We start from the raw sequence: 26,419 nt of genomic DNA, 5'->3' as shown, positions 1-26,419 counted from the left end.
ACCCAAGAGGCGCACCATGCTAGATGACAGCGACGACATTCACCCGCTTTTCGCGGGCGCGCCGTCGACCACAGAATTCAAGAAGCTGCGCAAGCGGATCGTGCGCAACACCCGCGAAGCGATTGAGCATTACGGGATGGTCGATGCGGACGGGCCCCGTGCCAAATGGCTGGTCTGTCTGTCGGGGGGCAAAGACAGTTACACGCTGCTGGCCGTGCTTTACGAGCTGCAATGGCGCGGTCTGTTGCCTGTCGATATTCTGGCGTGCAACCTTGATCAGGGTCAGCCCGGATTTCCGGCCACCGTATTGCCCGAATTTCTGAGAGCCCGGGGCGTGCCCCACCGGATCGAGTATCAGGACACCTATTCCATCGTCATCGATAAAGTGCCCGAGGGGCGCACCTTTTGCGCGCTGTGTTCCCGCTTGCGGCGCGGGAACCTCTACCGGATCGCCCGGGAAGAGGGCTGTTCCGCCGTGGTGCTTGGCCATCACCGCGACGACATTCTAGAGACATTTTTCATGAACCTGTTTCATGGCGGACGACTGGCCACCATGCCGCCGAAACTGGTCAACAAAGAAGGTGATTTGTTCCTTTACCGCCCCTTGGCGCACGTGGCCGAGGCCGATTGCGACCGCTTTGCACGCGCCATGAACTATCCCATCATTCCCTGCGATCTGTGCGGCAGTCAGGATGGGTTGCAACGCCAGCAGGTCAAACAGATCCTCGATGGCTGGGAGGCCAACAGCCCGGGCCGCCGTCAGGTCATGTTTCGCGCATTGATGAATGCCCGGCCCTCGCATCTACTGGATCCAAAGCTGTTTGATTTTGCAGGGCTTTCCCTGCGCTCAGACGCAATTGAGGAAAATTCGACGGATATTCCCGTCTTGCGTTAAAGTCAGGCTTACCAAGGTCTTCTAACTGTGCAGGGGCAGGCCGCTAAACCGGCACGTTTCATGCAAGAGGACCGAATATGCGCATTCGCCGACCGAACTCCGTGTCCGAGTTTCGAGATAGAGTATTGATGGCGCTGTCCGGTCCGCAAATGCTGGCCTTTGTCCCCGCCCTGTGCCTGGGTGGATTCTGGATCGGGGGCGAGGCCATGCTTGTCGCCATCGCCCTGTTCATTCCCTTTGTCTGGATGATTTTCGGGGGCTTGAAAACCTCGTTCGACGGCGCGTCGCACGAAAGCCGACCAATGGTTTGCTGGCACCTGACGACTTGCGGCACAGGGTGCAGGCGGTGCGCGAAGACACGGCTGAAACCGATCGCGCAAGCGCTGTTTTCGCCGTTGAACTGGATGAATACGCGACTCTGGAATCCCGTTTTGAACCCGCTGGCGTTGATCGCGTGCTCAAGGCTGTCGGGCAGCGCATCCAATCGGTCGCACGCGACACGGACGCCATCAGCAGGATCGGGGACAGCCGGTTTGCCATATGTCTGGAGCCTGTCAAACACCTCGATCTGGAAAGCTGCATACAGATGAGTGGACGCATCCAACAGGCCATCGAGGATCCAATCGCGATTGACGGAACGACCGTCTATTTGTCGGCCAGCGTGGGTTTCTGCCTGCTGGCGCGCGCCCCCGGCATCACCGGGCAGGACTGGATCAATGGCGCTGTTGCGGCATTGAACGAGGCGCAGCAACGCGGCCCGACCTCGGTGCGCGCCTATTCGACAGAACTGCATTCCCGCCTGAAAAACCGCGCCTCACTGCGTGACGAAGTGGTTGTGGCACTGGAACAGGGACAGATTCAGCCGTGGTTTCAGCCACAGATTTCCACCGACACCGGCAAGGTGACCGGGTTCGAAGCCCTGGCGCGCTGGATTCACACGGAACGCGGTGCGATCTCTCCTGCCGAATTTCTGCCCGCGATTGAAGAGGCCGGCTTGCTGGAACGGTTGGCCGAAGTGATGCTGTACCACACGTTCACTGCCCTCAAGGCATGGGATGCCGCCGGTGTCAGCGTGCCACAGGTCGGTGTGAATTTCAGCGGTTCCGAGCTGAACAATCCGCGCCTTGTCGACAAGATCAGTTGGGAACTGGACCGGTTTGATCTGACCCCGGACAGGTTGGCCGTCGAAATTCTCGAAACCGTGGTGACGGATACGCTGGATGATACAATAACGCGCAATATCAATGCATTGACTGAACTTGGATGTCGCATCGACCTTGATGATTTTGGCACCGGTCACGCCTCACTTTCGGCGATCCGTCGGTTTGGGGTCGGTCGTATCAAGATTGACCGCACGTTTGTCATGAAGGCTGACCGCGATCCTGAACAACAGCGGATGATCAGCGCTGTGCTCACAATGGCCGAACGCCTTGGCATCGAAACCTTGGCCGAGGGTGTGGAAACCGTGGGCGAGCATGCACTTTTGGCCCAGTTGGGTTGTGACTATGTGCAGGGCTTTGGGATCGCACGCCCCATGCCGTTTGAAAAAACGCTGGACTGGATCCGCGCGCATGATGCCAAGGTGCAGGACGCCCCGGCCATCCCAATACGCCGCTCCAACTGACCACAATGCCAAAACGACCTGCTGAGGTCCGCGTGTAATCGCCCCTTGCACGCTCTGCACTATGCCGGGCCCCGCATTCGCATTGGTCAGGCCCAGCACGAGCATCAAAACAACGCCCTGCGCCACTGAGACACTGGCAAAACGGGGCAGAATCCGCTTGACCTTTGGGTCCGCACTCTGTTGAACCCGACCAACGTTTCAGACAGCAGGTGGCAGTCCCCGATGGACGATCAGAACAAGAACCTTATTCTTGCAACAGCGCTCAGTTTCATTGTGATCCTTGTCTGGTTTGTGCTGTTCCCGCCACCGGAGCCACAGGTGCCCGTCGATGCGACATCGCCCGCGGCCTCCACCGCTGACGCAGGCGATGCAGCAGTGCCCGCAGCACCCATCAGCGGTGAAGCGGCCCCAGCCGCACAAACCGCAAGCGAGGCGGATCCCACCACGGACGCACCGCGCGTGCCGATCGAAACCGCCCGGATCAGCGGCTCGATCTCGCTAGCTGGCGGACGTCTGGACGATCTGCGCCTCAAGGACTACCGCGAAAGCCTTGAACCCGGTGCCGACATCGTCACGATGCTGTCGCCGGTTGGCACGGCTGGTGCATATTATGCGCTGCACGGCTGGGCCCCGGGAAGTGGTCTTGAACCCAGCGCCGTGCCCGATCCCAACACAATCTGGGAGCTGGTCGCAGGCGACACCCTGACGCCAACAAGCCCGGTCACACTGGAGTGGGACAATGGCGTCGGCCAGGTGTTCCAGCGCGAAATCGCTGTCGACGAAGACTATATGTTCACTGTGACGCAGTCGGTCACGAACACCTCGGCCACTGCTGTGCGCGCCGCGCCTTACGGCATGATTACGCGCCACGGCATTCCAAGCGACATCCGCAATTTCTTCATCCTGCACGAAGGTGCCGTGGCCATGGCCAACGGCGAACTGGCAGAAACGAACTGGGACGACATTCCGGACGCAGAGGTTGATCCGAACTGGGGCCGCCCCGCGATCGTGACCACGGATGTGACCGAGGGCTGGATCGGGTTCACAGACCACTTCTGGCAATCCATCCTGATCCCGACAGGCGTGCCCAGCTTTGAACAGGCCCTGACCTACGCGCCGCGCTCGGATGTGTTTCGCGCCGTGACCCGCCTGCCCACGCAGGACATTGCGCCCGGCGCAACGGCAAGCGTCACAACCCAACTGTTTGCGGGCGCCAAGGAATGGGAAGCGATACGCGAATACCAGAATGCCGGCGTCGAGGGTTTCATCGACAGCATCGACTGGGGATGGTTCTTTTTCCTGACAAAACCGATCTTCTGGCTGCTGCACGAATTGAACATTCTGATCGGCAACATGGGCTGGTCGATCATCGGCCTGACGCTGATCATCAAGGCGATCCTGTTCCCGCTGGCCTACAAATCCTACGTCTCGATGGCCAAGATGAAAGAGCTTCAGCCGCAGATGGAGAAGCTGAAAGAATCCGCGGGCGACGACAAGCAAAAGCTCCAGCAAGGCATGATGGAACTTTACAAGAAGGAAAAGGTGAACCCGGCGGCGGGCTGTCTGCCGATCCTGCTCCAGATTCCGATCTTCTTTTCGCTCTACAAGGTGATCTTTGTCACGATCGAATTGCGCCACGCCCCCTGGTTTGGGCCGTTTCAGGATCTCAGCGCCCCTGACCCGACCTCGATCCTGAACCTGTTCGGTCTGTTGCCGCTGGAAGCGCCCGAACCGACGTCGATCATGGCACTGATCTTTATCGGTATTCTGCCGATCCTTCTGGGCATCTCGATGTGGCTGCAACAAAAGCTGAACCCGGCCCCCACCGATCCGACGCAGCAGATGATCTTTGCGTGGATGCCGTGGGTGTTCATGTTCATGCTTGGCGGTTTTGCCAGCGGGCTGGTCGTGTACTGGATCGCCAACAACACCATCACCTTCACCCAGCAATACCTGATCATGCGCTCGCAGGGTTACAAGCCGGACTTGCTTGGCAACATCAAAGGCAGCTTCAAGAAAAGCGCCAAGACCGACGCCGCCAACAGCACCAAGGCGCCCACGAAAAAGGGCGGCAAGTGAGCATGCGCGTCGCCTCAATCTGGCGACATCCGATCAAGAGCCATGGCCGCGAGGAACTGCCCGCGGTGACGCTGGTGGCAGGCGAGTCGATGCCATTTGATCGCCTCTGGGCCATTGCCCACGACGCGGCCAAGGCGGAACCGGGGGTGTGGGCCAGTTGTCATCACTTCAGCCGCGTGTCCAAGGCGCCTGCGCTGATGGCAGTAACCGCGCAGCTCGATGAAGCGCACGGCACCGTCACGCTATCCCATCCAGACCGGCCTGATCTGACCGTCAATCCCGACACAGATCCTGATGCGCTGATCGCGTGGACGGACCCCCTGGTGCCGCAGAACCGGGCACTGCCCAGTCACGTGATGCGCCTTGACGGGCGCGGTTATACGGACAGCGATTTTGCCTCTGTTACCTTGTGCAACATGGCGTCGCATCGCGCGGTCGAAACCCAACTGGACACCGCGCTGTCGATCCATCGTTGGCGCGGAAACATCTGGTTTGACAGTGATGTGCCCTGGGTCGAATTTGACTGGATGGGCCGCGATGTTCGCATCGGCGATGCCATCCTGCGCCCGCGCGAGCGGACCGACCGCTGCCTTGCCACAACTGCAAACCCTCACACGGGCCGCCGGGATGCCGACACACTCAAGGCGCTGGACGCTTTCGGCCACCAGGACTTTTCCGTGCGGGCCGAGGTTATCGAAGGCGGTACCATTCGCACCGGCGACAAGGTGGAGCCGCTGTGACGCAACTGCCCTTCCCCATCGCCGAAACCCCGGACCCGCAGACCGAAGAACGCGGGCGGTTGTTGTTTGCGGGCGAGACGGAGTTCGTCAAGGGCGTCGTCGCGATGTCCGGCCTGCCCCCGGCGGACCGGCTCGAAGTGTGCTTTGCCGGGCGTTCCAACGTGGGCAAATCCACGCTGATCAACGCACTGACCGGGCGCAAGGGGTTGGCACGCGCCTCGAACACGCCCGGGCGCACGCAAGAGATCAACTATTTCACCGCAGCCGATAGCCATTATCTGGTCGACTTGCCCGGTTATGGCTATGCCAATGCGCCTCTGCCCGTCGTCGAACAATGGCAAAAACTGCTGAAACAGTATTTGTCAGGGCGCCAAACCCTGCGCCGCGCCTTTGTGCTGGTCGATGCCCGTCATGGTGTCAAAAAGGTGGATGAGGAAATCATGTCGCTGCTCGACAGTGCGGCCGTCACCTTTCAATGCGTTCTGACCAAGGCCGACAAGGTCAAGGCTGCCGACCGCGAGCGCGTGCTCGATCAGACCCGCACCGCCCTGTCCCGACACCCCGCCGCCTTCCCCGAGATCGTGCTGACCTCAAGCGAAAAGGGCGACGGAATCCCCACGTTGCGCGCCATTATCGCCACGCTTGAGTGACAAGCGCGCGCGGCCGGGCGGAAAAAATGTTGGCCCCCGCGGCAAGGTCGGGCAAGAAAAGCGTGACCCGCAACTCGTGACCCAAAGATGAAAACGCAAGACATGAATCGTGATTGGATCGCCACAGCACGCACCCTCAGCCAAGCGCTGCCATATCTGCAGCGCTATTCCGGGGCGACGGTTGTTATCAAGCTGGGCGGGCACGCCATGGGCAGCGATGAGGCCATGGAAAGCTTTGCCAGCGATGTGGTCCTAATGCGTCAGGTCGGGGTGAACCCGGTCGTTGTGCATGGCGGCGGCCCCATGATCAACGACATGCTGGCGCGGCTCGACATCCAGTCACAGTTCCTGAATGGCAAGCGTGTGACGGACGCGGCCACTATGAACGTGGTTGAAATGGTGCTGTCGGGTGTCGTGAACAAGCGCATCGTGCAGGCAATCAACCGCGCAGGTGGGCGCGCCGTGGGGTTGTCGGGCAAGGATGCGAACCTGATGATCTGCGATCAGACCGACCCGGACCTTGGGCTGGTCGGCACGCCGTCGCAAATGGACCCGTCGATCCTGCGCACTCTTTTTGAGAAATCCATGATCCCCGTGATCGCGCCCCTGGGCGCAGGCCGCGACGGCGAGACGTTCAACATCAACGGCGACACGGCCGCCGGTGCCATCGCGGGCGCGCTCAAGGCGGATCGTTTGTTGCTGCTGACAGATGTGCCCGGCGTCAAGAATGCTGCCGGAGAGGTCGTGACAGACATTACTGCCGACCAGATACGCGCCCTGACCGAAGAAGGCGTGATCGCAGGTGGCATGATCCCCAAGACGGAAACCGCGCTTGATGCCATTGCCAGCGGTGTCCGCGCTGTTGTCATACTCGACGGGCGTGCGCCAAATGCCTGTTTGCTCGAACTTTTTACCAACCACGGTGCCGGATCAATCATTCGTCCACGGTAAAGCAAACGTGTCTATCGGCCACATTGCGCCTGCCTCCACACGGGATACATTCGCTTCATGGAACACGAAGCAACGATACGCCTGATCATCTTTCTGGGTCTGTTCAGCGTGCTGGCCGCCGCCGAAACGCTGGCCCCGCGCCGCGCGCGCAGCCAAAAGCGCAGCCAACGCTGGGTGACGAATTGGGGGATCACCATCGCGAACACGGTCATGCTGCGCCTCATGGCCATCGCGCTGCCGCTGCTGGCGGTAGGGGCGGCGGTCGATGCGCAGGCCCAGGGCTGGGGGTTGTTCAATGCGCTGATGCTGCCCGGCTGGATCGAGGTCATTGCGGCCATCCTGATCCTTGATTTCGTGATCTGGGCGCAGCACCTCATTACCCACAAAGTGCCGCTGCTGTGGCGTCTGCACCGCGTACATCACGCCGATGTGGACATGGATGTGACCACCGCTATCCGCTTTCACCCGGTCGAAATCGCCTTTTCGATGATCCTCAAGATCGGGGTGGTCTATCTGCTTGGTCCCGCCGCCATCGCCGTGATCCTGTTTGAAATCATGCTGAACGGCACGGCCATGTTCAACCATGCCAACATCCGCCTGCCGCTCTGGCTTGATGCGATCCTGCGCCGGGTGCTGGTGACCCCGGACATGCACCGCGTGCACCATTCGGTGCATCGGGATGAGCATGACAGCAACTACGGCTTTGCCCTGTCCATCTGGGATCAGCTGTTCGGGACCTACATCGCCCAGCCGCGTGGGGGCCATGACGAGATGACCGTCGGTCTGGAATGGCAGGATGACCGCCCTGCCCGTCTGGGCTGGTCCCTCAGCCTGCCGTTTGCGAGGAAATGAACCTGCAACAGATCGCCGACGCAGTGGCGCCCCATGGGTTGATGGTCATGGGACATGACGAAACGAGGGTTCTGATCGGCACGGATGCCGGGTGGTGGGATGTGTTCAGGGACAGCGCGGAATACAATGATCGCGCCAAGGACCCTGTTGACCGGTGGTCAAAACGTATCATCGGCGCATTGGCTGATCAGATCGGTGCAAAGGCCACGTTTCCGTCAGATGGCCCACCTTACGCCCCGTTCATCGCATGGGCGCTGGCGACGGGGCGGTTCTGGCAAAGCCCGACCGGCATGATGATTCACGACACTGCCGGATTGATGATCTCGATCCGGGGCGCGCTGACTCTGGCCGGGCCTTTGCAACTTGTCGAAACACAGCAAAGCCCATGCGAGGATTGTCCGGACCGCCCCTGCGTCTCGGCCTGCCCCGTGGGTGCGCTCAGCGCTGCAGCTCCCTATGATGTGCCCGCCTGTAAGGCATATCTGGATACGCCCGCGGGGGCGGATTGCATGAGTGGGGGGTGCCTCGTGCGTCGCGCCTGCCCTGTCAGCCAGCGCTTTGCCCGGCCACCGGCCCAAAGCGCGTTTCACATGAAAGCCTTTGTCGGATGACCCTGACACTGATCCTGATGCGCCACGCCAAATCGGCATGGGACAACCCGAACCTTGCCGACCATGATCGCCCGTTGAATGACCGGGGGCGCGCTTCGGCTGCGGCGATGGGCAACTGGCTGCGTGCACGCGGCCACGTGCCGGATGTGGCGGTCAGTTCAAGCAGCACGCGCACAGGTCAGACCTTTACGGGTCTCGGGCTTGACGTGCCTGTGTCCTACACACGCACGCTGTACCATGCAGGCCCCGAAGTGATGATGGACGTGCTGCGCAACCAGACAGCGCCTTGCGTGCTGATGCTGGGCCACAACCCCGGCATTGCCGATTTCGCCGATCGTCTGGTCGATCGCCCCCGCCTCATCCCCGCTTTGCCGACTATCCGACCGGGGCGACGGCGGTGATCACCTTTGATGTGCAGGGCTGGAACGACATCGGCTGGCGCGAAGGCCAGCCGATTGATTTCGCGATACCACGCGAAGTGATGATGTAGGGTGGGGTTTCACCCCACCGCCCTTAGTGGCCCAGGATCTGGCTCAGGAACAACTGCGTGCGCGGGGATTTCGGGTTGTTGAAGAACTCTTCAGGCTCGTTCTGCTCAACAATCTGACCTTCGTCCATAAAGATCACGCGGTTGGCCACCTGACGGGCAAAGCCCATCTCGTGCGTGACGCACAGCATGGTCATGCCTTCTTCGGCCAGCTCGACCATGGTGTCGAGCACCTCCTTGATCATCTCGGGATCGAGGGCCGAGGTGGGTTCGTCAAACAGCATAATGCGCGGACGCATGCACAACGACCGCGCAATGGCCACACGCTGCTGCTGACCACCGGACAACTGGCCGGGATACTTGTCGGCCTGATCGGGGATCTTCACCTTTTCAAGGAAATGCATCGCGATCTCCTCGGCTTCCTTCTTGGGTGTCTTGCGCACCCAGATCGGGGCCAACGTGCAGTTTTCAAGGATCGATAGATGCGGGAACAGGTTGAAGTGCTGAAAGCACATGCCAACCTCTGAGCGGATCTTGTCGATGTTCTTGAGGTCCGAGGACAGCAGCGTGCCGTCCACGGTGATGCTGCCCTGCTGGTGTTCCTCAAGCGCGTTGATGCAGCGGATCAGCGTGGATTTGCCGGACCCGGAAGGGCCCGCAATCACGATCCGCTCGCCCTGATACACCGTCAGGTCGATGTCGCGCAGCACGTGGAAGGTGCCGTACCACTTGTTCATGTTCTCGATGGAAATCGCGACTTCGGTCGAGATGTTCTGTGCAACTTGTGTGTTCATGTCAGCCACTCCTTATCAGCGGTGATCGGTCGCGAGCTGGCGTTCGAGCCACTGCGAGTATTGTGAGATGCCGTAACACACGACAAAGAAGAGAAGCGCGGCAAAGCCCAGCAGTTCCCAATAGACCCCGTTCCATTCGGTCGAAGCGAGGATGGGGCCCCGGATCATGCCAAGGATGTCGAACATCGAAATCACCGACACCAGCGTGGTGTCCTTGAACAGGCCCACAGCGATGTTGACGATACCGGGGATCGAGATCTTGAGCGCTTGGGGCAAAATGATCAGACGCATGGCCTGCGCATAATCCAGCCCCAGCGAGATCCGCCGCCTCGTATTGCCCACGTGGCAGGGCGGCAAGCCCCCGGATCACCTCGGCGATATAGGCCGCCGAGAACATCGTGATCATGATCACAACCCGCAGGAACAGGTCTGTCGACGATTCAGGCGGGAAGAAATACGCCAGCATGACAGAGGCCACGAACAGCAGCGTGATCAGCGGAACGCCGCGAATGAACTCGATGAAGACAACGCAAATCCATTTGATCAGCGGCATATTCGACTGACGGCCAAGCGCCAGCGCGATCCCCAGCGGCAGCGACAGCGACACGCAGGTGACCCCCAGCATCATGTTGAGCATGAAGCCACCCAAATCGCGGCTGGCAACAGGTGTCATCCACGCATTTTCGGCCGCGCCGTCCGGGATGAATGATCCACCGATATACCAGACCAGAATGGCCGCAACGATCCCGCCGAAAAAGCCAGCGGCAAAGCTGTTGGTCACGAACCGCGCGTAGACAAAGTAGCCCACGATAAAGCCCAGAAGGGCCACGATCGGGGTCATGATGGTGCCACCCCAGATCAGGTAATAGGCCACGAACGGAAACAGCCCCGTGATGATCAGCAACTGACGCGGCAGCTTGTAAAACAGCACAGGTGCCGCCGCTGCGAACAAAAGTACGAAGGCAAGAGAGGGCCGCCAGTAAAGCTCGCTTGGGTAGGTGAAACCGAACAACAACTGGTTCCACCGTTCTGTCAGAACGGCAAAGCACCCGCCCGACACACCGTTCAGCACCTCGCGGCATTCAGCAAGGCTGGACGTCGTCCAGACCCCGTTGAAAATCCAAGGCAATGTGCTGGAGAGGATCAGGTAGATGAAATACAGCGCAACCACAGTCAGCAGGCTGTAGGCCGGGGTCGAGAACAGGTTGTCCTTTGCCCATTTGACCGGCCCCGACGTTGTGAAGGGGGCGGCGCGGGCGGAACCGGTTCGGTGCGCACGAAGGCGACGGAATGTGCATGTGTGTCCGACATGGCTCAGCGCTCCTTCAGCTTAACGGAATTGTTGTAGACGTTCATGATCGCCGAAATGGCGAGCGAGATCGTCAGATAGAACAGCATCAGCAGCAAAACGCATTCGATGGCGCGCCCCGTCTGGTTCAGGGTGATCCCGCCCAGCGTCGCCGTGATGTCGGCATAGCCGACCGCAATCGCCAGCGACGAGTTCTTGGTGATGTTGAGGTATTGCGAGATCAGCGGCGGGATGATGACCCGCAGCGCCTGCGGCAGAACCACAAGGTTCATGATCCGACCCGACCGCAAACCCAGCGCCCCTGCGGCTTCGGTCTGGCCCTTGGAAATGGCCTGAATGCCCGCACGCACGTTTTCAGCAATGAAAGCGCCGGTATAGATGGACAGCGCAAACCACAGCGCGATCAGCGGTCCACCGACCTTGATCCCGCCGGCAAAGTTGAAGCCCTTGAGTTCTGGATATTCCAGACCAATGGGCATCCCCATGACGAAATAGATCAGCAGCGTCGGCACGAATAGGATGGCCACGCTCGGCCAGCCCATCGGCAGCAGCTTGCCTGTGTCGTAAAGCAGTTTGGTCGCATAGCGGCGATAGGCAAAGACACCGATCACCGACAGGATGAACGTGGCCACCACCACCATCGATCCGGCACCCCAGACCGGCGCCGGAATGTAGACGCCGCGATTGGTGAATGCGATGGAGTTTAGGAACATGCTGGCCTCGGGCTCGTCACCGCGAAAGGCACGCGGACCGGGCAGGACGGCGATCATGATCGTGAAGATGATGATGATCCAGATCAGCACCGGGATATTGCGAAAGATTTCGACGTAAAAGGACATCAGCTTGCTGACCAACCAGTTGTTGGACAGGCGCAGGACCCCCGCGATGACACCCAGGATCGTCGCCGTGACACAGGCCAGAAAGGCCACAAGCAATGTGTTCAGGATGCCGACAAGGGCCGCCCGGGCATTGGTGGACTGGCTGGTATACTCAACCAGCGTCTGGTTGATGTCATATCCGGCAGAGGAGCCAAGGAATTTGTACGAGATGTTCAGACCCGCGGCAGCAAGGTTGCTTATCAGGTTGGACCCAAGATAGGCAAAGGCCGTGATCAGCGCGATCAACGCTATAAACTGGAATGTATAGGATCGATACCGTGTGTCGTTGATCAACATCGACAGACGGAAAGCGCCCTGAGGAGGGTCAGTGATCGTCGTCATTTGGATGGTCCCCGTGTGCCGGTCTTTGGTTTTTTCGCGCTTATGGCGCGGGACCGGGCTGTTAAAGTCTGGCTAGGAATAAGGCGTCTGCTGCCGCTGTTTTCAGCGATCTATTGCCCTGATGCGCAAGGGGCGCAGGTTTGACCCTGCGCCCCTTGGCTAGTGTGTTTAGCGGAACGGAGGCGAGTAGATCAGGCCGCCGTCAGTCCACTGAGCGTTCAGGCCGCGGGCCAGACCGATCGGAGTGGATTCACCGATGTTGCCTTCAAAGATTTCGCCGTAGTTGCCGGAGGCTGCAATCGCATTGGCCGCCCAGTCGGCGTCCAGACCCAGCATTTCACCCAAAGTGTCTTCTGTGCCCAGCAGACGGTTGATTTCCGGGTTGCCGCCAGCTGCCGCTGCCATATCACCGAGGTTCGCCGAGGTCACGCCCAGCTCTTCGGCTGTGATCAGTGCGTTCAGCGTCCAGCGTACCACGTCTGCCCATTCGTCGTCACCGTGACGGACAAGGGGGCCAAGTGGCTCTTTGGAGATGATTTCGGGCAGAAGCACGTGATCACCGGGGGCTTCGAATGTGGCGCGTGTTGCGGCCAGACCCGAGGCATCTGTGGTGTACACGTCGCAGGCACCGGCAAGGTACTGCTGCTGTGCTTCAGCGTTGGTTTCGATTGGCACGGGCTCATAGCTGATGCTGTTGGCGCGGAAGAAGTCCGCGAGGTTCAGCTCGGTTGTTGTACCGGTCTGGATGCAGACAGTTGCGCCGTCCAGTTCCTTGGCCGAGGACACGCCCAGCTCTTTTGGAACCATGAAGCCTTGGCCGTCATAGTAGTTCACGCCGACGAAAGTGAACTTGAGGTCCACGTCACGGCTGAACGTCCAAGTGGTGTTACGCGCCAGCATGTCGATTTCGCCCGACGCAAGCGCTGTAAAGCGTGTCTTGCCTGTTGTCGGAACAAATTCGACGGCAGTTGCGTCACCCAGAACCGCTGCGGCAACCGCACGGCAGACAGCGACGTCAAAGCCGTTCCATTCGCCGTTTGCATCTGGCGCCGCAAAGCCGACCAGACCAGTTGTTACGCCGCAGTTCAGAGTACCACGTGCCTTCACGTCATCGAGCGTGCCAGCAGCAGCGACACCAGCAGCAACGCCGGCGACGGTGAGCGCGCCCAAGAATACGGATTTTTTCATTACTTACCTCTTCCTGATTTTCCGCCATGTTTTGGCGGTTCGTCCGACGTGACAGAGTGTTCGCGCACGCCGGACGCGATCCCAGAGGGGTTCATCCCCACCTAGTGGGCCGCAGTTTGGTCGGATTCATGCCAAAACGTCAAGGGTAGCATCACCAAATGCGATGCGATTTGATGAATTCCTGAGCAGAGGAATGGAGCGTTATCGCAAACGGTAACCTAGGCGCTCCGCGACGCGTCAAAGAATGATTTTGCGTGGAAAAAAGAGGTTTTTTTGATTTCTGCAACGCTTTGGGCTTCTTCATCCGCGCCCCACTGCTCTTCCTGCCACGTTTCGTCGACGCGGCTGGCTGCCCAAATGCTGGGCACGGGGTTCAGGTCTTGAGCGGCGGCGAAACCCAGGACCAGCGATCCCGACAAGCTGACAAGATCGTGAAAGGCCGCCAACGCGAATGCATCAAGGGCGTGTACCTGTTCCGACAGCCGTTGCAGCGCCTCCCCGTCCTGTGATTCGTGGATCACCCCGGTTCTTGGATGCAGCCGCGCGCCCAACGTGTCGGCCGCCCAATCAAGGTAGGGATCCCACGTCTCGCTTTGCCGCTGCACCAGTTCGTCGGGCGCGTCCGCGCGGTAGCATAACAGATCTGCGTCCCCATACGCCGCCAGCATGTCCGCCACTTCGCTGTGCTGGCCTGCAACCTTGTCGATCGCTGCATTGGCCGACCGGGTAAACGGCATCGACAGCGGATCAATCACACCGTCCTGCGCGTCCCATTCACGTGCGACTGCGTCTGCCATCACCGATGTAGGCAACAAAAGTGCCGCCTTGGCCGGTGTCTTGACCGGACGCCCATCCAGTTCGATGGTCCAGCCATCGACCCCTTCCTTGCTTGCGACACTTGTCCAGAACCGTTTTTGCTTCCACTCACTCATGTGCACGCCCCCAAAGCGTATCCACTGCGCCCGTCAGGGCGGCAAAGTCGTCAACGACGCAGTGCGCCGCGCCAAGCTCTGCTGCCGGGTGATAGCCCCATGTCACGCCCACGGCGGCAATGCCCGCATTGACCGCCATTTCCATATCAAAACGCGTGTCACCAATCATAACCGCATTGCTTGGCGCAACACCGGCCTCCTCCAGCGCCGCCTCGATCATGGAGGGGTGCGGTTTGGAGGGGTGAAAGTCTGCGACTTGCCGCGTGACGAACATGCCCTCAAGCCCGTGCGCCTCGATCAGACTGTCGAGACCCCGCTTGGATTTGCCCGTTGCCACGCCCAGCAATACATCCGACCGGCCCGCATAGTGATCCAGCGTCTCACGCGCGCCGGGATACAAAGGTGATGACGCCGCGCCCTTGGTGGCGCGCAGGTGGGCATAAGCAGCCTTGTAGGTGCGCACCATCCGGCCAGTATCGCCTTTGGGTGCCAGTTCGGCCATGGCCACATCCAGCGACAGGCCGACAATGCTCAGGATTTTTGCACGCGGTGGTAAAGGCAGCTGTGAATCCTCAAACGCCGCCGTCATGCTGGCCACGATGTCGCCCTGACTGTCCACCAGTGTGCCATCCACATCAAAGATCACGAGCCGCATCAGATGTCCTCGAACGGGTCTTCTGCTGCCAGATCCTCGGTCCAGCCAAAGGTGTCCCAGCTGGCCGCCATATGATCGGGCATCGGGGCAGTGATCGTGACCGGCTTGCGGGTGTGGGGGTGCTCAAACCGCATCATGCGCGCATGCAGGTGCAGCTTTTTCGAGATGATTCCGCCCAGTTGCGCCCCCCAGCCATCGCCAAGGTTTTCCTGCCCCGACCCGCCATATTTGCCGTCCCCGATGATCGGATGGCCAATCTCGGCCATATGCGCGCGCAACTGGTGGGTGCGGCCCGTGATCGGTTCCATCGCAACCCATGCCGCACGCGATGCGACACGGTACAGCGTCGCATAAAGGGTACTGGCCCGTTTGGCGCCGGGCGTGCTTTCGACGTCGCGCGGGTGGACGGCGATCATCTTTTCGCCCTCGCCGCCCTTGCCACGACCACCGGCCTTGACCAGTCCGTATTTGATCTCGCCCAGATAGGGTGTCGGCACACCCGCCACGAGCGCCCAGTAGATCTTGCGCGTTTCGCGATGCCGCATCGCTGCCGTCAGCGCCTTGGCCGCCAGCCGCGTGCGCGCCAGCAACAGCACACCCGATGTGTCCTTATCCAGCCGATGAACAAGGCGCGGCTTGTCTTCAAAGCCGAACATCAGCGCCTCGGCCATGCCATCCACATGCCGCGTCTGACCCGACCCCCCTTGGGTCGGCAGGCCCGCAGGTTTGTTGATCGCGATCACATGATCGTCACGATAAATGACGCAGGACTGGATCAGCTTGGTATCGGCCTCGGACACACCCGTGCGCACGACCGGCGGTGCCTTGCTGTCGGGGATGGGCGGTACGCGCACGCTTTGCCCCTCTTCCACGCGGGTGTTGGATTTGACCCGACCCCCATCGACACGGCATTCGCCCTTGCGGCACATCTTTTCCACCATGCCTTGCGACAATTGTGGAAAGCGGCGCTTGAGGAAGCGATCAAGGCGTTGGTCGCCCTCGTCCTCACCCACGGTGATGGTCTGAACGCCGCTCATGCAAACAGCCCCCGCGCAAGGATCAGGCCCAAGGCCAGCGCACCGACCGACAGGCCGACCGACACAGCGATGTAGAGACCGGCCTGCCCCATATCCCCGCGCTCGATCAGGTTGATGGTCTCAAGGCTGAAGGCTGAAAACGTGGTGAAACCACCCAGCAGCCCGGTCATCACGAAGGGCGACAGATGCGTCAGCCCCTTTTGTGCGGCCGCCACAACAAACACGCCCATCAGGAACGACCCGACCACGTTGACGGTGATGATGGCCAGCGGGAATTCGGTTGGCCCAAGCGCGCGCAGCATCGCCACGCCCGTCAGCCAGCGCAAAGACGCGCCAATCGCCCCGCCAAGGGCCACAAGAGAAAGGGTTGTAAACATGCGCGGTCTGTCACCGCTTCACGCGCCAGAGTCAAGGTCGTGCCGGTCAGCCGTTCCGCTTGGCCCGCAGCTTGGCAAAATAGTCGAGGCGTTTCTTCAGATCCCGCTCGAACCCGCGCTCGACCGGTTGGTAGAGATCGCTGCGCGCCATGCCATCGGGAAAGTAATTCGCCCCTGAAAACCCGTCTTCGGCATCGTGGTCATAGGCATAACCGCTGCCGTACCCCTGATCTTTCATCAGCGCAGTTGGCGCGTTCAGGATGTGTTTTGGCGGCGGGTGCGATCCGGTTTGCTTGGCGGCTTTGCGCGCGCCCTTATAGGCGACGTAAGCGGCGTTCGATTTGGGCGCGAGGGCGAGGTAGACAAGGGCCTGCGCCAGCGCCAGTTCCCCCTCGGGCGACCCAAGCCGTTCGTAGGTTTCCCAGCTTTGCAGGCAGATCGCCTGCGCCTGCGGATCGGCCAAACCAATGTCCTCGACCGCCATCCGGGTGATGCGCCGCGCGAGGTAACGGGGGTCTTCCCCCCTTCCAGCATCCGCGCGAACCAGTAAAGCGAGGCATCAGGGTCAGACCCCCGCACCGATTTGTGCAAGGCGGAAATCAGGTTGTAGTGGGCATCGCCAGACTTGTCGTATTGTGCCGCGCGCCGCATCAGCCGCGTGGCCAGCGCGGTCTTGTCCAGCTTGCCGTCGATCTTCCACGCCGCGATCTGCTCGATCAGGTTCAGCAGCGCCCGCCCGTCCCCATCGGCCATCTCAAGCAGCGCCTCGCGCGCGGGGCCATCCAGCGGCAAGGCCAGCCCCAGCTCCTGTTCGGCGCGCTGTGCCATCAGCTCAAGGTCCTTGAGGTCCAGCCGTTCCAGCACCAGCACTTGCGCGCGGCTGAGCACGGCGGCGTTCAATTCAAAGCTCGGGTTTTCGGTTGTCGCCCCGACCAGCAGGATCGTCCCGTCCTCCATATGCGGCAAAAACCCGTCCTGCTGGGCCTTGTTGAAACGGTGGATTTCATCGACGAAGAGCAAGGTGCCCTGCCCGTTCTGACGGCGAATGCGCGCGGCCTCGAACACCTTTTTCAAATCGGGCACACCGGTAAAGATGGCGCTGATCTGCACGAAATGCAGGTCCGTCTCGTGCGCCAGAAGACGCGCGATGGTCGTCTTACCAACGCCCGGCGGCCCCCAGAACACCAGCGATCCCAGCGCACCGGCCTCAAGCATCACGCTCAGCGGCGCATCCGGGCCCAGCACCTGGCGCTGCCCGATGACCTCGCTCAGCGCTTGCGGGCGCAGACGGTCTGCAAGCGGGCGGTGTCCATTGTCGGTGGGTGGTTCAGTGGCGAAAAGGTCGGCCATCTAAAAGCGCAACATGACGCGGCCACCACGGCGCAACGCTTGCACGCGAGTGCCGCGCCGGGCACGTTCCAGCATATCGGCGGCATCCTGTGGCTCCACGATCTCGCGACCATCGACCACCTGCAGGATGTCACCAACCCGCAGTCCAACGCGCGCGCCCAGCGTGCCAAGTTCGCTCACTACCACGCCTGTGGCCTCCAGCGGCAGGCGCATTTCAGAGATGACGGCGGGGTTCACGCGTGCCACTTTCAGACCCGGCAGGCTGGCATCTTCGGATAGCGTGATTTCGCCGCGCGGCGGATCTTCGGGCGGCGGGATCATCCTGACTGTCAGATCGTCGATGTCGCCATCCCGCAGCCGCGTCATCACAACGGTGTTTGCCTCGCTCGCCAGCCCCATGCGAAACAGCATCTCTCCGGGGCTGTGCACCTCGGCACTATCGACGGCCAGAACGACATCGCCAACCTCGAAACCCGCGGCGGCAAGTGGGCTGGCGGGATGCATGCCCGCGATGATGATGCCACCGGGGCGATCCAGTTCAAGCATCTGCGCAAGATCGGCATCCACCACCTGCCCCGTGGCCCCCGCCCAAGGTCGCACGAAACGGTCATTGCCCGCCTCGGCCTGTCGCATGAACGCGGCGATCAGGTCAGACGGAATGGCAAAGCCGATGCCGTTGGACCCACCCGAGCGGGACAGGATGCGGGTGTTCACGCCGATCAACTGCCCGTCCATGCCGACAAGGGCGCCGCCCGAATTGCCGGGGTTGATGGGCGCGTCGGTCTGCACGAAATACCCAAGTCCGCCGCCATTCGCCCCACCGGAACGGGCAAGGCCCGACACGATGCCCGAGGACACGGTCTGGCCAACACCAAACGGATTGCCGATGGCCAGCACCAGTTCGCCCACTTCTACGGTGTCACTGTCGCGCAGGGGCAGGAATGGCAGGTCCTGAACGTCGTCGATCTGCAGGATGGCCAGATCGCTCTCCGCATCCCCAAGCAGCACACGGGCGCTGTATTCGCGCCGGTCGTTCAGCACGATGCGGATATCCGTCGCCTGCCCGACCACGTGATAGTTGGACACGACAATGCCGTCGCTCGACAGGATCACACCGGAGCCGAGCGAGTTCTGCACACGCGGCTGTGGTTGCCCGAAGCCTTCAAAGAACCGCTCAAAAAACGGATCATTCATGAACGGCGTGCGCTGGCGTGTCTGGGTGATCACACGGGCGTAGATGTTGACCACCGCAGGGGCGGTGTCCTGCACAAGCGGCGCAAAGCTCAGGGAGATCTCGGCGCGGCTGTCGGGCAGTCGGCTTTGCGCACCGGCCAGCAGCGGAAGGACGCAAAACAGGAGGACGATGAGATACTTCATTGTTTCAAAAATATGCAAATGACGGCGCAGGATTGCAAGGGACCGTGGCGGGCAGGCGTGTGGGCACAAAAAGAAAAACCCCCGCCGCGGCAGGGGTTTGACCGGATCAGCGTGTCAGCCGATCTTATTCTTCTGCGGCGTCTTCTGCAGCGACGCGGGCCTTGTCGGCGGCACCTTTGGCGTCGCGGTCGCGATCTATGAATTCGATGATCGCCATGGGCGCCATGTCACCGTAACGGAAGCCCGCCTTGAGGACGCGCACATAGCCGCCCTGACGTTCGGCATAGCGCGGGCCAAGCACGTCAAAGAGTTTGGCAACGTATTGCTCTTCTTTCAGCTTGGATGCGGCCTGACGGCGGGCGTGCAGATCACCGCGCTTGGCCAGCGTGACCAGCTTTTCGATGATCGGGCGCAATTCCTTGGCCTTGGGCAAAGTCGTCTTGATCTGCTCATGTTCGATGAGCGAGCCTGCCATGTTGCTGAACAACGCCTTGCGGTGTTCATGTGTCCGGTTCAGGCGGCGGTAACCACGTGCGTGACGCATTTTCTAGTCTCCAATTTGGTGCCCTCTACGGGCTGTTTTGCTTTGTCCGGCCTTCGATGCGTGTCTCAGGCTCTCCTTGGGGTGTCACCACCCAGTCGTGATGTAAGGCGGGGTTAACCCCGCCCCACTGTGGGCTTAAAAGTTGTCTTCGAACTTCTTGGCCAGATCTTCGATGTTGTCCGGCGGCCAGTCCTCGACATCCATGCCAAGGTGCAGACCCATGCCCGACAGCACTTCCTTGATCTCGTTCAGCGACTTGCGGCCAAAGTTTGGCGTGCGCAGCATTTCTGCTTCGGTCTTCTGGATGAGATCGCCGATATAAACGATGTTGTCGTTCTTGAGGCAGTTCGCCGAACGCACGGACAGTTCCAGCTCGTCCACTTTCTTGAGCAGAAGCGGGTTGAACTCGAGACCATCGTCGTCGTCCTGACGGTTGGCGGATTCAGGTTCGTCAAAGTTCACGAAGATGCCCAACTGATCCTGCAGGATGCGCGCGGCAAAGGCCACGGCATCATCCGGCGTGATCGAACCATCGGTTTCGACCTTCATCGTCAACTTGTCATAATCCAGTACCTGGCCCTCACGGGTGGGCTGAACATCATAAGAGACCTTTTTGACAGGCGAATAGATCGCATCAATCGGGATCAGGCCGATGGGCGCGTCTTCGGGTTTGTTCTTGTCTGCCGAGACATAGCCTTTGCCGGTGTTCACAGTCAGTTCCATGAACACGTCCGCACCATCATCAAGGTGGCAGATGACCAGATCGCGGTTCAGGATCTCGATGCCCGCGGACTCCGAAATGTCACCCGCGGTGACAACCCCGGGGCCTTTGGCTGAAATCGACAGGCGCTTGGGGCCTTCGACTTCCATGCGCAGGCTGACTTGCTTGAGGTTCAGGATCACGTCAGTCACGTCTTCACGCACACCGGCAATGGACGAGAATTCGTGCAGCACGTTGTCGATCTGTACGGATGTGATGGCCGCGCCCTGCAGCGACGACATCAGCACGCGGCGCACCGCGTTGCCCAGTGTCAGACCAAAACCGCGTTCCAGCGGTTCGGCGACAACAGTTGCCTGACGCGCGGGTTCATTGCCCGGCTTCACTTCCAGTTGTTGCGGCTTGATCAGTTCAGCCCAATTCTTGTGGATCATGCGTCCCTCCATTCCTGCTCGTTCTCCATGTCCTAAAAAACAAGCGCCCGAGGTTTCAAAAAAGCGGATTGGGGCCGCACGTCATCACGCGGCCCCGGTAGAAATTCATATGTCGCTTAGACGCGGCGACGCTTGGGGGCGGCAGCCGTTGTGGGCGATTGGCGTCACGTCACGGATCGACGTGATGTTAAAGCCAACAGCAGCCAGCGCGCGCAGTGCCGATTCACGACCCGAACCGGGGCCCTGTACTTCGACTTCCAGCGTCTTCACACCGTGTTCCTGCGCTTTCTTACCCGCATCTTCTGCCGCCATCTGCGCGGCGTAAGGTGTGGATTTGCGCGACCCCTTGAAGCCCATTGTGCCCGCAGACGACCATGCGATCGCATTGCCCTGCACGTCAGAGATGAGGATCTTGGTGTTGTTGAACGACGAATTCACATGGGCCACGCCCGCTGCGATATTTTTGGAGACCTTGCGCTTAACGCGCCGTGTATCACGTGCCATTGATGCAGCCCTCCCTTATTTCTTCTTACCGGCAATGGCCTTTGCGGGGCCTTTGCGGGTGCGAGCGTTGGTGTGGGTGCGCTGACCGCGAACGGGCAGGTTACGACGGTGACGCAGGCCACGGTAGCAGCCCAAGTCCATCAGGCGCTTGATGTTCATCTGCGTGTCACGACGCAAATCGCCTTCGACGGTGTAGTTTTCGTCGATGTGCTCGCGGATTTTCAGAACTTCGGCGTCGCTGAGTTCGTTCACGCGGCGGCTGGCGTCGATGCCGACGGCCTCGCAGATCTGTTTTGCGGAGGAGTTGCCGATGCCTGTGATGTAGGTCAGAGCAATCGGAACCCGTTTGGCTGTGGGGATGTTGACCCCTGCAATACGTGCCACTTGGCGTATTCCTTTTCGTTGCGAGCCCGTAATTCCGGGCCCTTTTTTCACAACATAAGGCCCAAGGATTTTGCCCCCGGGCCTGCAGCTGATCAGGTGATCCGACGGGACGCGTTCCCGTCTTTGATTCTCGTTAGAGATGGCGTGAGATAGGCCTTGATTAAGAGGGCGTCAACCCCGCCCAATCTCAATCTTCTTCGTAGCTCTGTCTGACGTTTGAAAGCCTAGTGTTCCCATTCGCGACTGTGCCGTCTTCTTTCAACACATTGCATGACAGACCAGGATAGTTTCGCTCAAAGCGCGACTGTTTCCAATCAGACACGCTATGAGTTGCTCTACAAGCCTTTCGATAAGGATAATCTGGCATCAAACCATTTTCAGATACATCAACAGCATGGCCATCACGCGTTACAACGATGTCAAAACCCTCAAGATCAGAAATTCTTCTTACCCGAGTTGCAACCGTAGTCATAAAACTACTCCCTTCAATAAGTGCTAAATTTGGAAAGTTCAGCTTTCCAACACGCCCGCAATTGCAGCCTTAACGCCGTCAATCTCGCCCAGCCCATCAACCTTCGCCAACTGCCCCTTGGCATAGTAATAGCCAATCAGCGGAGAGGTCTTTTTGTAGTATTCCATCAGGCGCGTGCGCAGCGACTCTTCATTGTCATCCGCGCGGCGCTTGAACTGGTTTTCGGCGCCGCAGTTGGTGCACTTGCCGTCCGCAGGGATGGGCTTGGTGTTGTCGTTATAGACCTCACCGCACATGCCGCAGGTCGAGCGGGCGACGATGCGGGCGACCAGCGCTTCGTCATCGACTTCCATTTCGATCACGGCATCAAGCGTCTCGCCCTTTTCTTCCAGCAGTGCGGCAAGGGCATCGGCCTGTGCCAGCGTGCGGGGAAAGCCGTCAAAGATGAAACCGGCCGCCTTGACCGTCTCAAGCTGTTCGCGGATCAGGCCAATCACGATCTCGTCCGTGACCAGTGCACCGCGGGCCATCACGTCGGCCACGATCTTGCCCATCTCGGAGCCTGAATCCTTGGCCGCGCGCAGCATGTCACCGGTGGAGAGTTGAACCATCCCGCGTTCGTCGGTGAGAATGCGCGCTTGGGTTCCCTTGCCCGCACCTGGCGGGCCCAGCAGGATAATGTTCATTCTTGTCCCCCTCCCTGTGTGGCCTTAGCGGCGCACAGGGCTCCGTTTGCGGCGGCCCTTTGAGCCTTTTCCGCGCAGCTGCGATTTCTCGATCAGACCTTCATACTGATGCGCAAGCAAGTGGCTTTGCACTTGTTGGATCGTGTCCATGGTGACCGAAACAACAATCAGCACGGATGTACCGCCAAAGTAAAACGGAATGGCGAACTGGCCCCGCAGGATTTCCGGCAGCAGACAGACCAGCGCCAGATAGCCAGAGCCAAGGACAAGCACGCGATTGACCACGTATTCCAGGTACTCGGACGTCTTCTTGCCCGGACGGATACCAGGGACAAAGCCGTTCTGGTTCTTGAGGTTGTCGGCCACATCGTCAGGTTTGAAGCTGACGTTGAACGTGTAGAAATAGGCAAAGAACACGATCATGATCACGAAGAACGCCAGATAGAGCGGCTGCCCGGGGCCGAAGTTGGCCAAAAGCCAGCTCATGATCGGATTGGTCGAGTTGCCCGAGAATGTGCTGATCGTGATCGGCAGCAGCAGCAGGGACGAGGCAAAGATCGCAGGGATAACGCCCGCTGGGTTCACCTTGACCGGCAGGTTGGAAGACCCGCCATCATAGACCTTCATGCCCACCTGACGGCGGGGATACTGGATGTGGATCTTGCGCAGGGCGCGTTCCATGAACACCACGAACATGATGGTCACAACCACCATCACCAGCACGCCGATGATCACCGCAGGGCTGATCGCACCGGAGCGGCCAGAGGCAAAGAACTGCGCAATAGCCGCAGGCACTTCGGCAATGATGCCAACAAAGATGATCAGCGAAATGCCGTTGCCGATGCCGCGCGCAGTGATCTGCTCACCCAGCCACATCAGGAACATGGTGCCGCCGACAAGGGTAATCAGGCAGGACACGCGGAAATAAAGACCCGGATCGGTGACCAGATCGCCGGATTCCAGCGATACGGCAAGGCCATAAGCCTGCAACGTGGCCAGCGCCACGGTGCCATAGCGGGTGTATTGGTTGATCTTCTTGCGGCCCTGCTCGCCCTCTTTCTTGAGTTGCTCAAGCTGAGGGACCATCGAGGTCAGAAGCTGCACGATGATCGAGGCCGAGATGTAGGGCATGATCCCAAGGGCAAAGATGCCCATCCGACCCAGCGCGCCGCCTGTGAACATCGACACCATACCGCCGATGCCCTGGCCCGCCTGCTCCATGAATTCGCGCAGGGCCGCGCCATCAATGCCGGGCACCGGGATAAAGGTGCCAAGGCGGTAGACGATCAGCAGGCCAAGGGTGAACAGGATGCGATTGCGCAGGTCAGTGGCCTTGCCCAGAGCGCTCCAGCTCGTGTTGGCGGCCATGTTCTCGACGGCAGATACCATGCGGCGATGTCCTTTGAACGAAACACCGCGCACGATAGCCCTTCAAAGGACTGTATTCCAGCGCGCGGTGCTGTTGAAAACTTGACGCCTTATGTAAGCCGCTCAGGCGCGGCTCACAAGGCGTGTTTCAGGCTTACTCGGCAGCGGCGGCCGCGATGGCAAGGCTTCCGCCTGCCTTTTCCACTGCCTCAACAGCGGATTTGGACGCGCCGGTCACCTGCAGATCAACTTTGCTTGTGATCTCGCCCTTGGCCAGAACGCGGATGCCGTCCAGCTTGCGACGGACCAGACCGGACGCGATCAGCACGTCTTCAGTGATGGCGGATTTCGCATCCAGCTTGCCTGCATCGATGAATTTCTGGATCAGGCCCAGATTGATGACGGCGAATGCCTTGCGGTTGGGCTTGTTAAAGCCGCGCTTGGGCAGACGTTGGTACAAAGGCATTTGACCGCCTTCATAGCCGTTGATGGCCACACCCGAACGGGATTTCTGACCCTTGATACCACGGCCAGCCATCTTACCGGTGCCGGAACCGGGGCCACGGCCCACGCGTTTGCGGGGTTTCGTTGCGCCGGGATTGTCGCGCAGTTCATTGAGTTTCATGTCGCTTCTCCTAAGCCGGAAGCACCCCCGAAGCGGAATGGGTGAACACGGCGTTTCTTGGTTTTGATTCTCATGGGGCACGCGGCTCCACCGGGGGCGTATAGACGGGGTGTGCGGGTGGATCAAGGGTCAGATTGGACGTACATGCCGCCTCACATCAAAGATCAAAAAGAGCCTTTATGGCACTTTCACTCTCCCGACGTCCGAAAATCGAAAATCGTGACAGATGTGGCAGTCCTACAATCGTGCCTGACGGGTAGTCCGCTCTGGACGCTTTCACGTTTCCCCATCCAACAGGCATCGATACCTCGTTTTCTGCTCTCACTACGCCAGACAACTCGGTTGTAGCCTGCCGCCCCATACAGACGATCAGCGACGGTGAAGTACGTTCCAAAACGTCCGACCAAAGCTCTCGTCCGAATTGCATAGAGAACCTCTTGTCCCGTAACTCTGACCACGTGGGCGACCGAAAGGGCACCAGGTTACCCGCCAGCACGTCTTCGGGTTGAACGCGCAGTTGCTCAAAAAGGCGCAAGACCTGTAATTGGAGCCGGCTGCGCCCTTCTGGCTGGTTGGTCCATGACTCGCCTCGGTACGCGCTACCATTTGCCATTGCGAATTCAGCGTGATCGTCCGGAGCTTCGGACCCACCAGGGTTCAACCCGACAAATGCAACTTTGGCCCCGCTTAACACACAGGCGGGACTATATAGAAACCGCCAGCCCAGCCTATTTTCGGTTTTCTGATACGCCGCCTCAATTCTGGCCTCCAGATGCTGTACTTTTCTATCTCGCATTCGCTTTAATCACTCGCTTCAGGACAGCGGTCCGGGTACGTGGCAAAGCACAATCCGTCGGGCGCGCTTCGCCCCACCTTCACCCTACCGCCGGATTAACCCATCGGCTTGGTGCAAACGGCCTGTCCACAGCCCGCTCCAGCATCTCCAGCCGGTCCTGACCGTAAAACGCCTCTCCCTCCAGCAGATAGGTCGGTGATCCCATCACCTGTGCGGCCAAGGCATCGCGTGCGTTTTGCGCATAGCGGGTTGCAACCTCTTCGGACCCCGCCCGCGCCATCAGTAAGTCGGCGTCATGGCCCAACCCTTCGGCCAGCGCGGCAAGCGTCGCCGCATCCGACAGGTCCGCATCATCGCGCCAATGCGCCTGCAACACCGCATGCGCCATCGCGTTCACCTGCGCCCCGCGATCCCCCAACGCCATGATCATGCCGCTGGCCAACGTATAATCCGCATCGTGAAAGGTCGGGCGGAACGACACCACGGGCACATCGCGCCATTCGGCCCAGCGTTCGATCTCGCGGCCAAAGAAGTAGTCCACATGCGCTTGCGTGCGGGCACGAAACGGCAGGCTGCCCTGCGCCTCGACCACCGGGGACAGTGGGATGGGGCGGTGCACAAGGGTCAGGCCAAGGCGCGCGCAAATCTCCATCACCCGCGCCGATCCAAGATAGGCAAAGGCGGAATGGGCGGAATAGTAGTAGATCAGCTCTCTCATACCATACAGGCTATGGCGCAACACGTTGGGCTGCAAAGGAAA

The 26,419-nt window shown here is 60.1% G+C and carries 25 protein-coding genes and 4 pseudogenes; 9 read left to right on the top strand and 20 right to left on the bottom strand.

Annotated features, from left to right (window positions below; all coding sequences use genetic code 11):
• Nucleotides 1-16: 16 nt before the first annotated feature.
• The 9 genes and pseudogenes from ttcA to ACERZ8_RS09200 all read left to right on the top strand — a co-directional run bounded on the left by ttcA (nucleotide 17) and on the right by ACERZ8_RS09200 (nucleotide 8,892).
• Entirely contained in the window at nucleotides 17-895 is an 879-nt protein-coding gene (gene ttcA, locus ACERZ8_RS09240; RefSeq protein WP_407591915.1) for a tRNA 2-thiocytidine(32) synthetase TtcA, read from the top strand.
• A gap of 128 nt (nucleotides 896-1,023) precedes the next feature.
• Nucleotides 1,024-2,519: pseudogene (locus tag ACERZ8_RS09235) on the top strand (EAL domain-containing protein).
• A gap of 222 nt (nucleotides 2,520-2,741) precedes the next feature.
• On the top strand, nucleotides 2,742-4,598 hold the full coding sequence (gene yidC / locus ACERZ8_RS09230) for a membrane protein insertase YidC (RefSeq protein ID WP_407591914.1): 1,857 nt from the start codon (nucleotides 2,742-2,744) through the stop codon (nucleotides 4,596-4,598).
• Nucleotides 4,595-5,338, top strand: coding sequence for an MOSC domain-containing protein (locus ACERZ8_RS09225; RefSeq protein WP_407591913.1), 744 nt, complete (start codon nucleotides 4,595-4,597; stop codon nucleotides 5,336-5,338). The genes yidC and ACERZ8_RS09225 overlap by 4 nt, the downstream gene beginning before the upstream one ends.
• Entirely contained in the window at nucleotides 5,335-5,988 is a 654-nt protein-coding gene (yihA, locus tag ACERZ8_RS09220) for a ribosome biogenesis GTP-binding protein YihA/YsxC (protein ID WP_407591912.1), read from the top strand. Before ACERZ8_RS09225 ends, yihA begins: the two co-directional genes overlap by 4 nt.
• A gap of 87 nt (nucleotides 5,989-6,075) precedes the next feature.
• Nucleotides 6,076-6,939, top strand: coding sequence for an acetylglutamate kinase (gene argB / locus ACERZ8_RS09215; RefSeq protein WP_407591911.1), 864 nt, complete (start codon nucleotides 6,076-6,078; stop codon nucleotides 6,937-6,939).
• A gap of 57 nt (nucleotides 6,940-6,996) precedes the next feature.
• Nucleotides 6,997-7,791 (top strand): sterol desaturase family protein, encoded by a 795-nt coding sequence (locus ACERZ8_RS09210; protein WP_407591910.1) that lies wholly within the window; start codon nucleotides 6,997-6,999, stop codon nucleotides 7,789-7,791.
• Nucleotides 7,788-8,402 carry a ferredoxin gene (locus tag ACERZ8_RS09205; protein WP_407591909.1) on the top strand — a complete coding sequence of 205 codons (615 nt, stop codon included), beginning with the start codon at nucleotides 7,788-7,790 and terminating at the stop codon, nucleotides 8,400-8,402. Before ACERZ8_RS09210 ends, ACERZ8_RS09205 begins: the two co-directional genes overlap by 4 nt.
• Nucleotides 8,399-8,892 (top strand): annotated as a pseudogene (locus ACERZ8_RS09200) (SixA phosphatase family protein). Before ACERZ8_RS09205 ends, ACERZ8_RS09200 begins: the two are co-directional and overlap by 4 nt.
• A gap of 23 nt (nucleotides 8,893-8,915) precedes the next feature.
• On the opposite strand, the gene ACERZ8_RS09195 reads toward ACERZ8_RS09200, so the two are convergent.
• From ACERZ8_RS09195 to ACERZ8_RS09100, 20 genes and pseudogenes are all read right to left on the bottom strand, one after another.
• The gene (locus ACERZ8_RS09195) at nucleotides 8,916-9,683 is read right to left on the bottom strand and encodes an amino acid ABC transporter ATP-binding protein (protein WP_407591908.1); all 768 of its coding nucleotides are present in this window, start codon (nucleotides 9,681-9,683) and stop codon (nucleotides 8,916-8,918) included.
• Between the two features lie 15 nt (nucleotides 9,684-9,698).
• Nucleotides 9,699-10,994 (bottom strand): annotated as a pseudogene (locus ACERZ8_RS09190) (amino acid ABC transporter permease).
• A gap of 3 nt (nucleotides 10,995-10,997) precedes the next feature.
• Entirely contained in the window at nucleotides 10,998-12,212 is a 1,215-nt protein-coding gene (locus ACERZ8_RS09185) for an amino acid ABC transporter permease (protein WP_407591907.1), read from the bottom strand.
• Nucleotides 12,213-12,380: 168 nt separating this feature from the next.
• On the bottom strand, nucleotides 12,381-13,400 hold the full coding sequence (locus ACERZ8_RS09180; protein ID WP_407591906.1) for an amino acid ABC transporter substrate-binding protein: 1,020 nt from the start codon (nucleotides 13,398-13,400) through the stop codon (nucleotides 12,381-12,383).
• A 218-nt stretch (nucleotides 13,401-13,618) separates the two neighbouring features.
• Nucleotides 13,619-14,332, bottom strand: coding sequence for an ATP12 family chaperone protein (locus ACERZ8_RS09175; protein WP_407591905.1), 714 nt, complete (start codon nucleotides 14,330-14,332; stop codon nucleotides 13,619-13,621).
• Entirely contained in the window at nucleotides 14,325-14,987 is a 663-nt protein-coding gene (locus ACERZ8_RS09170) for an HAD-IA family hydrolase (RefSeq protein WP_407591904.1), read from the bottom strand. Before ACERZ8_RS09170 ends, ACERZ8_RS09175 begins: the two co-directional genes overlap by 8 nt.
• Nucleotides 14,987-16,024 (bottom strand): RluA family pseudouridine synthase, encoded by a 1,038-nt coding sequence (locus ACERZ8_RS09165; protein WP_407591903.1) that lies wholly within the window; start codon nucleotides 16,022-16,024, stop codon nucleotides 14,987-14,989. Before ACERZ8_RS09165 ends, ACERZ8_RS09170 begins: the two co-directional genes overlap by 1 nt.
• Nucleotides 16,021-16,401, bottom strand: coding sequence for a fluoride efflux transporter CrcB (gene crcB / locus ACERZ8_RS09160; RefSeq protein ID WP_407591902.1), 381 nt, complete (start codon nucleotides 16,399-16,401; stop codon nucleotides 16,021-16,023). The genes ACERZ8_RS09165 and crcB overlap by 4 nt, the downstream gene beginning before the upstream one ends.
• A gap of 46 nt (nucleotides 16,402-16,447) precedes the next feature.
• Nucleotides 16,448-17,751, bottom strand: a pseudogene (locus tag ACERZ8_RS09155) (replication-associated recombination protein A).
• Nucleotides 17,752-19,128, bottom strand: coding sequence for a trypsin-like peptidase domain-containing protein (locus tag ACERZ8_RS09150; protein ID WP_407591901.1), 1,377 nt, complete (start codon nucleotides 19,126-19,128; stop codon nucleotides 17,752-17,754). It lies immediately after the preceding pseudogene.
• Between the two features lie 124 nt (nucleotides 19,129-19,252).
• Nucleotides 19,253-19,672 carry a 50S ribosomal protein L17 gene (rplQ, locus tag ACERZ8_RS09145; RefSeq protein WP_407591900.1) on the bottom strand — a complete coding sequence of 140 codons (420 nt, stop codon included), beginning with the start codon at nucleotides 19,670-19,672 and terminating at the stop codon, nucleotides 19,253-19,255.
• 135 nt (nucleotides 19,673-19,807) lie between these two features.
• Nucleotides 19,808-20,824, bottom strand: coding sequence for a DNA-directed RNA polymerase subunit alpha (locus tag ACERZ8_RS09140; protein ID WP_299723221.1), 1,017 nt, complete (start codon nucleotides 20,822-20,824; stop codon nucleotides 19,808-19,810).
• Between the two features lie 105 nt (nucleotides 20,825-20,929).
• On the bottom strand, nucleotides 20,930-21,328 hold the full coding sequence (gene rpsK, locus ACERZ8_RS09135; protein WP_407591899.1) for a 30S ribosomal protein S11: 399 nt from the start codon (nucleotides 21,326-21,328) through the stop codon (nucleotides 20,930-20,932).
• 15 nt (nucleotides 21,329-21,343) lie between these two features.
• Complete coding sequence (gene rpsM, locus ACERZ8_RS09130) at nucleotides 21,344-21,712, bottom strand: 30S ribosomal protein S13 (RefSeq protein WP_407591898.1); 369 nt, start codon at nucleotides 21,710-21,712, stop codon at nucleotides 21,344-21,346.
• Between the two features lie 187 nt (nucleotides 21,713-21,899).
• Complete coding sequence (locus tag ACERZ8_RS09125) at nucleotides 21,900-22,184, bottom strand: hypothetical protein (RefSeq protein ID WP_407591897.1); 285 nt, start codon at nucleotides 22,182-22,184, stop codon at nucleotides 21,900-21,902.
• A gap of 38 nt (nucleotides 22,185-22,222) precedes the next feature.
• Nucleotides 22,223-22,870: an adenylate kinase gene (locus tag ACERZ8_RS09120; protein ID WP_407591896.1), complete on the bottom strand. Its 648-nt coding sequence runs from the start codon at nucleotides 22,868-22,870 to the stop codon at nucleotides 22,223-22,225.
• 24 nt (nucleotides 22,871-22,894) lie between these two features.
• Nucleotides 22,895-24,259: a preprotein translocase subunit SecY gene (gene secY / locus ACERZ8_RS09115; protein ID WP_407591895.1), complete on the bottom strand. Its 1,365-nt coding sequence runs from the start codon at nucleotides 24,257-24,259 to the stop codon at nucleotides 22,895-22,897.
• Nucleotides 24,260-24,392: 133 nt separating this feature from the next.
• A complete protein-coding gene (gene rplO / locus ACERZ8_RS09110) occupies nucleotides 24,393-24,863 on the bottom strand; it encodes a 50S ribosomal protein L15 (protein ID WP_407591894.1) in 471 nt (156 codons plus the stop codon).
• A gap of 157 nt (nucleotides 24,864-25,020) precedes the next feature.
• The gene (locus ACERZ8_RS09105) at nucleotides 25,021-25,659 is read right to left on the bottom strand and encodes a uracil-DNA glycosylase family protein (protein ID WP_407591893.1); all 639 of its coding nucleotides are present in this window, start codon (nucleotides 25,657-25,659) and stop codon (nucleotides 25,021-25,023) included.
• Nucleotides 25,660-25,738: 79 nt separating this feature from the next.
• Complete coding sequence (locus ACERZ8_RS09100; RefSeq protein WP_407591892.1) at nucleotides 25,739-26,377, bottom strand: 2-hydroxychromene-2-carboxylate isomerase; 639 nt, start codon at nucleotides 26,375-26,377, stop codon at nucleotides 25,739-25,741.
• Between the last annotated feature and the right edge of the window lie 42 nt (nucleotides 26,378-26,419).

Source organism: Tateyamaria armeniaca (genome assembly GCF_045797845.1).
GTDB classification, from domain to species: domain Bacteria; phylum Pseudomonadota; class Alphaproteobacteria; order Rhodobacterales; family Rhodobacteraceae; genus Tateyamaria; species Tateyamaria armeniaca.
The sequence above is the reverse complement of the archived record's forward strand: the minus strand, read 5'-3'. Positions and strand labels throughout refer to the sequence as shown.